Annotated in this window: 10 protein-coding genes and 1 tRNA gene; 10 read left to right on the top strand and 1 reads right to left on the bottom strand. The window is 28.1% G+C overall.

Annotation, left to right across the window (positions count from 1 at the left end):
- The first annotated feature begins 60 nt into the window (after nt 1-60).
- The 6 genes from BUB83_RS17565 to BUB83_RS17540 all read left to right on the top strand — a co-directional run bounded on the left by BUB83_RS17565 (nt 61) and on the right by BUB83_RS17540 (nt 9,551).
- On the top strand, nt 61-2,076 hold the full coding sequence (locus BUB83_RS17565) for a triple tyrosine motif-containing protein (RefSeq protein WP_073340225.1): 2,016 nt from the start codon (nt 61-63) through the stop codon (nt 2,074-2,076).
- A gap of 45 nt (nt 2,077-2,121) precedes the next feature.
- Complete coding sequence (locus tag BUB83_RS17560; protein ID WP_073340222.1) at nt 2,122-2,838, top strand: pseudouridine synthase; 717 nt, start codon at nt 2,122-2,124, stop codon at nt 2,836-2,838.
- Nucleotides 2,839-3,180: 342 nt separating this feature from the next.
- Entirely contained in the window at nt 3,181-3,483 is a 303-nt protein-coding gene (locus BUB83_RS17555) for a YerC/YecD family TrpR-related protein (RefSeq protein ID WP_073340219.1), read from the top strand.
- A 76-nt stretch (nt 3,484-3,559) separates the two neighbouring features.
- Entirely contained in the window at nt 3,560-5,794 is a 2,235-nt protein-coding gene (gene pcrA, locus BUB83_RS17550; protein ID WP_073340217.1) for a DNA helicase PcrA, read from the top strand.
- Nucleotides 5,795-5,820: 26 nt separating this feature from the next.
- Nucleotides 5,821-7,821 (top strand): NAD-dependent DNA ligase LigA, encoded by a 2,001-nt coding sequence (gene ligA, locus BUB83_RS17545; RefSeq protein ID WP_073340214.1) that lies wholly within the window; start codon nt 5,821-5,823, stop codon nt 7,819-7,821.
- A 155-nt stretch (nt 7,822-7,976) separates the two neighbouring features.
- The gene (locus tag BUB83_RS17540; RefSeq protein ID WP_073340212.1) at nt 7,977-9,551 is read left to right on the top strand and encodes an ABC transporter substrate-binding protein; all 1,575 of its coding nucleotides are present in this window, start codon (nt 7,977-7,979) and stop codon (nt 9,549-9,551) included.
- 53 nt (nt 9,552-9,604) lie between these two features.
- Here BUB83_RS17540 and BUB83_RS17535 read toward each other — a convergent pair whose 3' ends face one another.
- Nucleotides 9,605-11,002: a hypothetical protein gene (locus tag BUB83_RS17535; protein WP_073340209.1), complete on the bottom strand. Its 1,398-nt coding sequence runs from the start codon at nt 11,000-11,002 to the stop codon at nt 9,605-9,607.
- 91 nt (nt 11,003-11,093) lie between these two features.
- Here BUB83_RS17535 and BUB83_RS17530 point away from each other — a divergent pair, with 91 nt between their 5' ends.
- From BUB83_RS17530 to BUB83_RS17515, 4 genes are all read left to right on the top strand, one after another.
- Complete coding sequence (locus tag BUB83_RS17530; protein ID WP_073340206.1) at nt 11,094-12,071, top strand: AIR synthase family protein; 978 nt, start codon at nt 11,094-11,096, stop codon at nt 12,069-12,071.
- A gap of 19 nt (nt 12,072-12,090) precedes the next feature.
- Complete coding sequence (locus BUB83_RS17525) at nt 12,091-12,687, top strand: XTP/dITP diphosphatase (RefSeq protein ID WP_073340203.1); 597 nt, start codon at nt 12,091-12,093, stop codon at nt 12,685-12,687.
- A 9-nt stretch (nt 12,688-12,696) separates the two neighbouring features.
- Nucleotides 12,697-13,167, top strand: coding sequence for a metallophosphoesterase family protein (locus BUB83_RS17520; RefSeq protein WP_073340201.1), 471 nt, complete (start codon nt 12,697-12,699; stop codon nt 13,165-13,167).
- Between the two features lie 114 nt (nt 13,168-13,281).
- Nucleotides 13,282-13,357 (top strand) — tRNA-Pro (locus tag BUB83_RS17515).
- Nucleotides 13,358-13,374: the final 17 nt, after the last annotated feature.

Raw genomic sequence — 13,374 nt, 5'->3', positions numbered from 1 at the left:
AATAAATCAATAAGGATTTTATTTTATATATTGATATACTATGAAAGAGAGGTGAACCTTATGAATGAACTAAGTGTAGAATTTAATTTTGATTCTCCCCAAAACAAATTTAAGGAGATTATTATAAATGTTAATGAACGTTCTGGGGAAAAATTATTATATAAATATATGATTGGATCAAACGGAAGGTGGAGAACTTTAAAAAATTATAGTGTTTCTAAAAAGGCTATCTGGATACCAAGGGAAGATGGAAACTATATAATTATGATTCAAGCAAAAAAAATTAATAGTAATAAACCTTTCGACTACATAACTAAATGTCAATATTCAATTGGTGAAATGGGTACTAAATTGATTGAAAAAATAGAGTTGGATAAAAATCAGGTATTTTTAGGGGATATTATTAACATTAAGATAGATTCAAATAAAAAGGATTTACTTTATAGATATATAATAAATGAAGACGAAAAATTAATTACTAAAAGTGAATATATAAAGGAAAGTTTTTTTACATATTCTCCAGAATATATTGGGAATCACACTATTTATGTTCAATGTAAAAATAACAATTCTAATAAGGAATATGAAGATACAAAGAATATTAGCGCTTATGTGTTGCCTGTAGAAACTTATAAAATAAAGAGTTGTATTCCATTGGATACTTCTTTAGTTACAGGACAAGAATTAAAATTCAAGGTTGAATTGGATAAGTTACTTCATAAGAAACCTTTATATAAATTTGATAAAATTGATTGCAACAATGAAACACATAAACTTCAAGAATATTCATCTAATAATGTACTGACTTATATTGAGGAGAAATCTGGAAACTATGAATTAATGATTTATGTAAAATCTGAGTCATCTAATGAGGAGTTCCAAGATAGATATAAGTTGTTGTACTATGTAAAAAATAATTATATCAATTTGAGTGAAGAAGAAAATAAAAATTTGAAAGAAGTAGATATAGAAGAGGAAAAAGATATAATAATAGAAGAACAAGGGAGTAATCAGAAAGTCGAGGAAGAAAATCAAGATATAGAAATTGAAACTGATGATTATGATGAAGAAATAATAGAACAAGGAATAATAGAAGAAGAAATAATAGAAGAAGAAATAATAGAAGAAGAAATAATAGAAGAAGAAATAATAGAAGAAGAGATTCAAATTGATGAAGTAGTGGCTATAGATTTAGAACCATCACAAGAAATTGAGAAAAACAGTAAACCAAAGGATGTAAAAATACAGTGTGTTCTATTGGATAAGCAAATAAAAAATCATTTAAAGAGTTTAGTTTATATGGAAATTCAAGCTATAGGTGGAACAAATCTATTGTATAGCTTTAAAATAACCAATAATAAAAGGCGAGAAGATTATATTGATTATTCCTATATAAATAATTTTACTATTGAATTAAACAATGAAGATGTATATACTATAGAGGCTTGTGTAAAAGATGATAAATCTGAAAAGCTATATGATTCCAAATCTATGACTTTTATTTATACAGATAAAAACAAGTTAGATTATTCATTAATTAATATAAAAGATAATTTATTAATGAATGAATTTATAACAATTGATTTTCACAAGGATAACAATAAAGAATCAAAATTTAAATATATAATTAATTATGAAAATGTAATTATTGATGAAACTAAATTTTCTAAGAATACCAGATTAATTATAAAGCCTTTGTCAAGTGGACAATATACTATTAATATTGTTGAGAAAAATAATGAAAAAGAAAGAGTTTATACTGAAAGTGCTTTATTAGAAGTAGAAGAATATGAAAAAGTCGCTATAAAAGATATTCATATAGATAAAACTGAATATTTATTAGATATACCAATAACAATAAGTGTGGATACAATAAAGGGTAAAGAGATTATGTATGAGTTTTATTATAAAGAGAAAGATAATTGGGTTATGGCACAAGAGTATAGTAAAAAAAATTACTATACCTATCTTCCAACTAAGGAAGGAAAAATATCTTTTTTTGTAATAGTAAAAAGTACTGAATCTAATGGAAAATATGATGATTACAAAAAAGTAGAGATTAGGGCAATTAACTAGGGATGAGTTAGTAGAAGTATAAAAACAAGGGAAAAGGAGTATACAATGGAAAGATTAGATAAAGTATTAGCCAATCTAGGTTACGGTTCTAGAAAAGAAATAAGAAAAATTGCAAAAAATGGTGAAATAGAAGTGGATGGAAAGATAATTAAGGATTTTAGCATGAAAGTTGACCCTTATAATTCTGAAATAAAAGTTGCAGGAGAAAAAATATTTTACAGAGAATATGTTTATATTCTTATGAATAAGCCTGATGGAGTTGTGTCAGCAACTGTTGATAACTATGATGAAACAGTAATAGATTTGTTATCACCTGAATTACAAGTTTTTAATCCAGCACCAGTGGGTAGATTAGATAAAGATACAGTTGGACTATTATTTTTAACTAACGATGGAGATTTGAATCATAGATTAACATCACCAAAGCACCATGTTGACAAAGTTTATTATGCTGAAATAGATAAAAGTGTTGATGAGGAAGACATAGAAGTTTTCAAGAATGGGGTAACTTTAGAAGATGGATATGAATGTCTTCCTGCAAAACTTGAAATCATAAATGCTAATGAACATGGTTCTGAAATTTTGTTAACAATTAGTGAAGGTAAATTTCATCAAGTAAAAAGAATGTTTAAAGCTAGAGAAAAAGAGGTTGTTTTTCTTAAAAGAGTTAAAATGGGACCATTAGAATTGGATGATAGCTTGGATGAGGGTACTTTTAGAGAATTAACAGAAGAAGAAGTTAAAGTATTAAAGGCTATATAAAATTGAATTAGTTATTGATAAAATGAATGGAATGAAGGATTGTTTTTTAACAATTAGTTATAAATGAAGGAAAAATATTAATAAACAATTAATAATGCAATATTTTTTGTAAAAGGCTTGTTTTTTATCTTTGAATGGAATATAATATTTTTTGCAAGGGAAATAAAAAAAATTAATAGTCCCCTTTTTATTTCAAATGAGACCCCGCCCCAGGGTTGATTTTACCCCTATTGCATAAAACAATTTTGCTACCAGCAGGTAGCATTTTTTTTTACGTTTTTTTGGATTATTTTACGTGGCTTATGATAAAATATACTTATGCATTAAATAAGGAGTGATTTTATGGCGGATTATATGTCGAAGTTGAAGAGTCCTGATATGGACTATTTGTGTGAAGCAATGTTGTCTCTTGAAACTATCGAAGAATGTTATAAGTTTATAGAAGACATATTTACTATAAATGAAATAAAATCTGTTGAGCAAAGACTTCAGGTTGCTAAAATGTTAAAACAGAAAAAAACATATACAGAAATTGCCCATGAAACAGGGGCTAGTACAGCTACCATTAGCAGAGTAAATAAATGCTTGAATTATGGAAGTGATGGATATGACCTTGTATTAGAAAGAATAAAATGGGAAGAATAGAAAATACAGAAAATAGAGTGAACAATAGACCTCTAAAAACTATTTATTGTTCACTGATTTTAAGAGGGGTGTTTAAATGGATTTAAAAAATTTACTAAATGAAGAACAATATGAAGCGGCTATAACTATTGATGGCCCTTTATTGGTACTAGCAGGAGCAGGTAGCGGAAAAACAAGAGTTTTAACATATAGAATTGCACATATGATACAGGATCATGATATTCCTTTTTATAATATTTTAGCAATTACTTTTACTAATAAAGCAGCAGGAGAAATGAAGGACAGGGTACGGTCACTTATAGGAAATGATGCTAATAGTATGTGGATTTCTACCTTTCACTCTAGTTGTGTAAAAATATTAAGAAGAGAAATTGATAAATTAGGATATAATAAAAATTTTGGTATTTATGATACTTATGATCAAAAGACTTTGATGAAAGAGTGTATGAAGGAATTAAATATTAATGAAAAAGATATGACGGAAAAAGAAATCTTAGGTAAAATAGGTAGCTTAAAAGATAACTTAATGACTCCAAAGGAGTTTGTTAAGGAAGCAGAGGGAAATTATAGGGAAGCTAAAATGGCAGAAGCCTATACTTTATACCAAAAGAAGTTGAAACAAAGTAATGCTTTAGATTTTGATGATATTATTTTTAAAACTGTTGAATTGTTTAAACAGTTCCCAGAAGTTTTAGAATTTTATCAAAGAAAGTTCAAATATATCATGGTGGACGAGTATCAAGATACAAATAAAACTCAATATGAATTTGTAAGATTATTAGCTCAAAAATACAAAAATATCTTCGTTGTTGGTGATGATGACCAATGTATCTATCAATGGAGAGGTGCAGATATAAGAAATATTTTAGATTTTGAGAAGGATTATCCTAATGCAAAAGTAATTAAATTAGAGCAAAATTATAGATCTAAATCAAATATACTTAGTGCAGCTAATATTGTTATTAAAAATAATGCTGTTAGAAAAAATAAAGTATTGAGAACGGAAAATGAAGCTGGGGAAAAAATACAAATAGTTAGAGCAGCTTCGGATATAGAAGAAGCTAATTTTGCTGTGGCAACAATTAAAAAAATAGCATCAGAACAAAATAAAGAATATAAAGACTTTGCAATACTATATAGAACTAATGCTCAATCTAGAATATTTGAGGATTCTTTTGTAAGAAGTGGAATTCCTTATAGAATTATTGGTGGATTAAAGTTCTATGATAGAAAAGAAATCAAAGATGTTATGTCCTACTTAAAGTTAATAAATAATCCGCTGGATAATGTAAGTTTTAGAAGAGTTATTAATACTCCTAAAAGAGGTATCGGAGCGGCATCTATTGAAAAGATAGCACAATTTGCAGATTATATGGAAGAATGTATGTATAGTGTTTTACTAGATTTAGAAAATATACCTGGAATACCAACTAAAGCCGCTAATTCTTTAGTGAAGTTTACGGGATTAATGAATAGTTTTATGAGAAGAAAAGATCAAATTAACATATCAAAGTTAATTGAAGAAATTTTGGAAACCACAGGATACTTAGATTTATACAAGAATTCTAAAGATATTGAAGATAGAAGTAGAGTTGAAAATCTTAAAGAACTTGTGTCAGCCGCAGTAGAATTTGAAAATCATTCTGAGGATAAAACTTTAGGAGCTTTTTTAGAACAAACTACCTTAGTGGCTGATGTAGATAATTATGATGAAGAAGCGGATTCAGTAGTGCTTATGACTTTACATAGTGCAAAAGGACTAGAGTTTCCAGTGGTATTTATGGCCGGTATGGAAAATGGAATGTTCCCAGGTAACAGATCTTTTGATAATCAAGATGAAATGGAAGAGTCTAGAAGACTTTGCTATGTAGGTATAACTAGAGCAAAAGAAAAATTGTTTATGACTTCAGCAGAAAGAAGAATGGTTTTCGGAAGAACAGCTTATTATCCAGAATCAGATTTTATTAGTGAGATTTCAGATAATTTAAAAGAAAGATTTATTTCAGAAAGAGAAAGATATATTCAAAAAAGGGATGCTAAAAACACTACTTATACTTCAGCGCACAGTATTCAAGTACCAAAAAAAGTTCCATCTTATTTGAATGCTGGAACTAAAAAAGATGAACTGGTAAAGAAAAGTAGTGATTTACATTCAGCTAGTGTTGGAAGTAAGGTTAAACATGCTACTTTTGGTATAGGAACAATAGTTAACTTATCAAAATCAGGAGATGATCAAAAGGTAACTATAGCTTTTGATAATATGGGAATAAAACAATTTGTTTTGAGCAAAGCCCCAATTGAATTAGTATAATAAAGTGTAACAAAGTGGAGGAGACAATGGAAGATATCAAGAAAAAAATATATGAATTAGTGGAAGAATTAAATAAATATTCTTATGAGTATTATACTTTAGATAATTCAAGCGTATCGGATAAAGAATATGATGAAAAATATGATGAGTTAGTAAAATTAGAAAATCAAGAGGGATATGTATTGCCATATTCACCTACTCAAAGAGTAGGTGATGTGGTGCTTGCTCAATTTAATAAATATACTCATAAGGCTCCACTTTGGAGTTTGGGAAAAGCACAATCCATTGAAGAAGTTAAAGATTGGCACAATAGGAATGTGAAATTTATTAATGAGTATAATACAATTAATGAGGATAAACTCCCTAAGGCAAAATATATAGTTACTAAGAAATTTGATGGATTAACTATAAATTGTACATATGACCAGAATGGAGTAATGACTAAAGCAGCATCAAGAGGTACAGGCGCCATTGGAGAAGATATAACTGCACAGGTTAAAACAATAAAAGCCCTTCCTTTAAGAATAAACAATAATTCTACCATTGAAGTTCACGGTGAAGCAATTATGACAAAGGAAGCTTTTGAAAAGTATAATGAAAGCGTTGAAATTCCTTTGAAAAATCTTAGGAATGGAGCGGCAGGAGCCTTAAGAAATTTAAACGTAAAAGAAACAGCAAAAAGAAATCTTTCAGCCTTCTTTTATGATGTGGGATATAATGAAGGAACTGAATTTAATACTTATTTAGAAATGTTAGATTTCATAAAAACAAATGGATTTCCTATAGATGATTATATAAAAATTTGTAATTCAGTAGAAGAAATACAAGAAGAAATTAACTATATAAATGATGTTAGAGAAAAATTAAATTATGAAATTGATGGGCTTGTAATAGCTATTGATGATATTAGAACAAGAGAATTGATGGGGAACACTGTTAAATTTCCAAGATGGGCACTTGCGTATAAATTTGAAGCAAAGGAAGTAACTACTACTTTATTAGATGTAGAATGGAATGTAGGAAGAAGTGGAAGAGTAACCCCTACAGCTTTGTTAGAACCTGTTGACATAGGCGGAGTTACAGTTAAAAGAGCTACATTAAATAATATGGATGATATAAATAGAAAAGAAGTTAAAATAGGAAGTAAAGTTTTGATTAGAAGATCAAATGATGTTATTCCGGAAATTTTAGGTACTATTGAAGAAGAAAATTTGGAAACTAGTGAGATAGTACCTCCTACAGAATGTCCATATTGCGGTAGTGAAATTCACCAAGAAGGAGTACACTTTTTTTGCGAAAATACTTTGTCCTGCAAGCCACAATTAGTTAAATCTATTGTTCATTATGGATGTAGAGATGCTATGAATATTTCGGGATTTAGTGAAAAAACAGCAGAACAGTTATTTGAAGCATTAGATATAAAATCAATATCTGATTTGTATAGAATAGAAAGAGAGCAATTGCTGCAGGTTGAAAGATTTAAAGAAAAGAAAGCGGATAATTTATTAGAATCCATAGAAAAAAGTAAGGAATGTTCTCTTGCTTCTTTCATTTATGCGCTTGGAATTCCAAATGTAGGTAAGAAAACAGCTACAGATTTGGCTAATAATTTTCATAGCATAGATAGTTTGAAAAAAGCTACTTTAGAAGAATTAATTGTGATTAATGATATTGGTGGAATTGTTGCCCAAAGTATTGTAGAGTTTTTCACAGAAAAAGTAATTAATGAAATTATTGAAGAATTATTTGAATTAGGGGTAAATCCTTATTTTGAAGAAGGTAAAGTAGAAGAGAATATTTTTATAGGAAAAACAGTGGTGGTAACTGGGTCCTTGGAAACTTTTAAAAGAAATGAAATTAAAGAAAAGTTTGAATCTTTAGGAGCAAAGGTTTCAGGAAGTGTAAGTAAAAAAACAGATTATGTATTAGTTGGAAAAGAACCGGGATCAAAGTACGATAAAGCTCTAGAACTAGGAGTTAAAATTATCACTGAAGAAGAATTCAGTGAAATGATAAAAGAAATGTAAAAGGAAATTATAATAAGAAACAGAGCCAGGAGGCTCTGTTTTTTTTATACTTATGTTTAAAACTATAATTTATGGCGATAATTGAAATAAAGGCTAATAGGGAAGATACCTATAGTTAGAAATAAGTGTATTAAATAAAGGAGTCGATTAGCTTTATGAAGAAAATTATTGTTAAAATAATTATGCTAGTAACTTTAATATCAGTGGTTATGGTTATTTTATATCTAGGTTTTTTTGAAAAAAATATTAGTGTAAGTGCAGAAAGAAATTATATAGTATATTCAATTGATAGATTTCCAGATAATTTGAATAATTCGCCTCAAAGTGATTTGAGTAAAGAAGATTTTTTGTTTCTATTATTTGATGGATTAGTTTATGAAGATAAGGATGGTAAAATACTTCCTCAAATTAGTGATAAATGGGAAGTCAGTGATGATGGTATTTCTTATAATTTTCATATAAGAGATGATGCTTTTTGGAGTAATGGGGATAAAATCGTAGCTAAAGACTTTAAAGATTTTTTTATTTCACTAATTAGAAATAATGAAACAACATATATGGATAACATATCCAATGTAGTGGGTGTGAGTGATTATCTTAAGGGAACTGGGGATGAGAAATCTATAGCTATAGAAGCGGTGGATCAATCTCATTTAAAAATCACTCTTTGTTTTCCTAATGATGATTTTTTAAATATACTTGCTGAACCTTGTTTTTTATTGCGCCATAATGAAGAGGAACTGGATAACTGGGGTGAAAAATATAATGATATAAATTATTCAGGAGCTTTTGTCATAGAAGAATTTAACAAAGCTAAGCAAATTAAACTTTCATATAATAAATATTATTGGGATAATGAAAATATTAGAGAAAATGAAATGATAATAAAAGAAGATTATTCATCAGAAGATAATTATGTTGAATATTTATTTGGAATGGTTGATATAATCAGAGGCTTTCCAAAAATGGAATCACAAAAATTACAGGAACAGAATGAAATTACAAAAGTACCTACAAAAGAAAAAAAAATATTAATTTATAATGTAGGAGAAAATAAATTTTTCAGAAGTTACAGAGATAGAATATTATTAGATACTTTTATGTCTAACATTAATAATAGTGATGAAAAAACTATTAGTAGTGAGGATATAGAAAATAATAATAGGGATACTGAAAATAAAGAATATGCTGAAGGAGAAGAAAATCCTCAAGTAGGAAATAAGATAAAAATTATATATTATGAAAAAAACATTTTAAGTAAAGATGAAAATACTGAATTTATGGATTTAGCAGTAAAGATAAAAGAATTTTTAAAAAAGAATAATTTAGAGGTAAATATAGAAAAAGTGGAAGATAAGTTGCAACTTGAAGAAACACTTAATAAAGGTGACTTTGATTTATTTATTACAAAAGATGTTATTGATGAAGATAATAAATCTTTTTATATGAAATGGGTCAGCGATTCCTTTTTTAATAGATTTGGATACATTAATAATTATTATGATAACGCTTTGAAAAATTATATAGCTAGTGAAGATATTAACGAGAAAATATCAAATATAAATAAAGCAAAGGAAATTTTAGATGAAGATAAACCTTTTACTATTATAGAAGAAACGCAGGTAGAGTTTAGTCAAAAAAGTTATGTTGAGGGAGTAACATATAATAGTAGAGGTAATTTATATTTAAAATATGCTTATATAAAAGAATCAGAATTAACAAGAAAATAAAATAACTACCAATTTTATAATGGCAGCTATTTTATATTTCAATAGAGTATTAGTTATTTTTCAAAAAATAGGTTTCTATTGTAGCAATAAATTATAAGGAAAAAAAGATTGAAGTTTTCTCGGCTATCAAAGTCTAGTTTCTTTTGTTTGAATTCATTCTTCGATCTATTATAATAAACAGATTTTAAAAATCCAGGGATGAAATTACCACAATTATTTTCGGATGACTCAGGTACTTTGAAAAATTGCTCCTCTAGTAAATTAGCAGAATTTTCTTCAAAATTTCTATAACGTTCTATATCACCTAAAGAAGGGGCATCAGGCCATTTACAAATAATACCTGAATTAATAATATGATTTTCATATAATTGTACTAATTCCTCATCTTCAAATTCATTATTGTTAGTGTTGTTTTTATAAAACATTATAGAAAAATAAAGTAACAACTCAGAGGCATTATATTTTGATTCTTTGCTGTCAGTAGTTTTATATAGCATAGAGTAATTTTCATCATAGTTTTTTTTCAAAATAAAGAATATTTTATCTGATAATTCTTTTAACTTAAATAGTTTAGTATGTGTATATAAAAGCTGAGCATTAAAGTAGATTATAGACAAATTTTCTGTTGATGTAAATTTAAGAGAATCCTCTGGAATATAATTGTCTGCAAAACAATCAAAAATATCTAGTGCAAGACTCTTAACTTCTTCATCCATAGATGCTTCATAAAATAATGAGAGAAATAAACATAATTTACTTAAATCTTGCATTGGAAGTTCATAAAGTTCCTCTTTGTATTCTTTAAACATTTTAAAAATATCATAAGCAAAATTTTTAAATTCTTCTTGCTCTTCATTTTCAAGATGAAGAGAGCATTTGTAGTAAGCATTCATTAACAAGGCTTGATTTGAAAAAGAAAAAGGAGTTTCTTTGTCTTTTAGTTTTATTTTTTCGGTTATAGGATCAGTACAATCTTTTTTATCAACAAATACGCCTTCTTCATTTCTTAAATAAGCAGCGTAAAATTCTAATTGTTCTTTTGCAAGTTTAGTATAGAACTTATAGTAGTTAAATTTAGATTTATCTACTTTTTTAAAATTTTTGTAGTATTCTAAAAGTTCTAATATACACAATGTCATATAAGCATTGCTACTTATGTTGATATCTTTTTTAAATTTATTTTCATTCCAGACATTCATGTCATTTTTATTTTTTAGCTTAAAAGAAGCTTTTTTATAAACACATAAAAGTGGAGAAAATTTGTTTGTTGTGTTAATATCATTAGTAGGAGGTATATTGTGAGTGAGTTTGTTCACATCAGCAATAATACCAAAGTTTGAGAACATCACTATACTTTTTATAGATTCTTTTGATAAATGAAATAACTGACTATCTATTTGTTCAGGAGTCAATTTATTCATTTTGAAAAAAGGTCCGATATATCTTAACATGGGTACACCACCAAAAAGTAATCCTTATAAGAATAATATGAAATTAATATAAAAAAGGTGCAAGATTTATTAATAAAAAGGAGAAATAATTGTGAGAGTTGGAAAATTATCTTCTGAAGATTTAAGTAGAATTATTAATGAGAATAGAGGGTATCGAAGAAATGAGGTAAGAGTAAGAAGTTCTATAGGAGAAGACTGTTCTGTAGTAGAATTTGGGGAATATGAGGGAGTTTTTTCTACGGATCCAATTACTGCGGCAACTATTAATATAGGCAAATTAGCAGTGAATATAAATGCTAATGATATTGCTTCCTGTGGAGTGCAACCTTTAGGAATACTAGTAACTATTTTAGCACATCCAAGTAGTACTTTAGCGGAATTAGAAGATATAATGAAGGAAATAGATAAGGAATGTAGAAAATTAAAAATTGAAATATTAGGCGGCCATACTGAGGTTACTGATGCAGTTAATAAAACAATTATATCTGCTACGGTTATTGGTAGAACTAAAATTGGAACATCGGTACTTACTTCAAATGCTATAGAAGGCAATGATATAATTGTAACCAAGGATTTATGTTTAGAAGGAACATCCATTATAGCAAATGATTTTAAAGATAAAGCTATAAAAATATTAAATGAAGAAGAGATAGAAGAAGCTTTAAGCTATAGTGAAAAACTAAGTGTGGTAAAAGAAGGAAAGATTTCTGGAGATTTTAAAGTAAATGCTATGCATGATATAACTGAAGGCGGAATCTTAGGAGCTTTATGGGAATTAGCAGAAGCAAGTAAGGTTGGATTCTTTATTTATGAAGATAAAATGCCTATAACTTTGATTACAAAAAAGTTGTGTAAATTTTTCGAAGTAGACCCTTTAAAATTTATATCATCAGGTAGTATGCTAATTTGTACTGATAATGGAGAAGAATTAGTAGAAAAATTAGTTTCAAACGGAATAAAAGCTACAATTATTGGTAAAATAATAAATGAAAAAAGAGTAATAATAAATAAAGGGAAAGAAATTAAAGTAATTGCACCAGAAGAAGATGAAATTTATAAACTAGTTTAATAAAAGAGGAGAAATAAAAATGAAAAAATTAATTGTTGCTAGTAATAATGCGCATAAAATAGAAGAAATAAAGAAAATTCTTTCAAAATACGATATGAAGGTTATTTCTTTAAAGGAAGCAGGAATAGATATTGATATAGAAGAAACAGGGACAACTTTTGAAGAAAATGTTCATATAAAGGCAGAGGCTATAAGAAAAATAACTAAAGGGGAAATGGTATTGGCAGACGATTCTGGGCTTATGGTAGAGGCGTTAGATGGTGCACCAGGGGTTTATTCTGCTAGGTACAGTGGAGAACACTGTGATTATAAGGAAAACAACAAAAAACTACTTAGGGAACTTCAAGGTGTTAGTGAGGAAAAAAGAAAGGCCAAGTTTGTTTCAGCTATTGAATTAATAATAGATGATGAACATATTATTAATGTGGTGGGAGAAGTACACGGGTTTATCCTTGATAAAGAAGTTGGTAGTAATGGATTTGGATATGATCCTTTATTTTATTATCCAGAGTTTAAAAAAACATTTGCAGAAATGGATAGCGAAGAAAAAAATGCTATTAGTCATAGAGGACGAGCATTAGAAAAATTAGAAAAAGAATTAAAAAATATTATTTAGGAGGATAATATGAAGATTATTATACTAAGTGATACTCATAGATACAATTATATATTTGATAAACTAAAAAATATAATTAAAGATGCAGATGTGTTAATTCATCTAGGAGATAATGTTCAAGATGTAGAGGAACTTACTATGGGGTTTGAGGGTAAGGTCTTCAATGTTAGAGGGAATTGTGATTACAATACAAGAATTCCTAGTGAAGAACTTATTGAATTAGAAGGACAAGCTATATTTATTACACATGGACATTATTATGGGGTTAAACATTCTTTGCTGAATCTGAAAACTAAGGCAGCAGAAATTGGAGCAAATATAGTTTTATATGGGCATACTCATATATCGGAAATAGTATTTGAAGAAGGTGTGTGGATAGTTAATCCCGGAAGCCCCTCTTTAGCTAGAGATGGATTTAATAGTTATGCGATTATAACCATTGAAAATGGCCGAATATGCCCAAGTATAAAGTCTTTATAAAAAAAAAATAAAAAAAGTGTTGACGAATTAAAAGATTTAGTGTAGAATAATCCTTGTCGTCAGAAAGCGCAACAAACTTAAAGAGAAGAAAATTTCTCGGGTTTAAGCGTAAATCGGGGTGTAGCGCAGATGGTAGCGCGCGTGGTTTGGGACCATGAGGCCGCGGGTTCGAGCCCTGCCACCCCGACCATTACATGCGGGTATTGC

The sequence above is a fragment of the Clostridium grantii DSM 8605 genome (assembly GCF_900129965.1).
Taxonomy (GTDB): domain Bacteria; phylum Bacillota; class Clostridia; order Clostridiales; family Clostridiaceae; genus Clostridium_AF; species Clostridium_AF grantii.
Note: the sequence above shows the minus strand (reverse complement) of the source record. Positions and strands in the feature narration are given on the sequence as shown.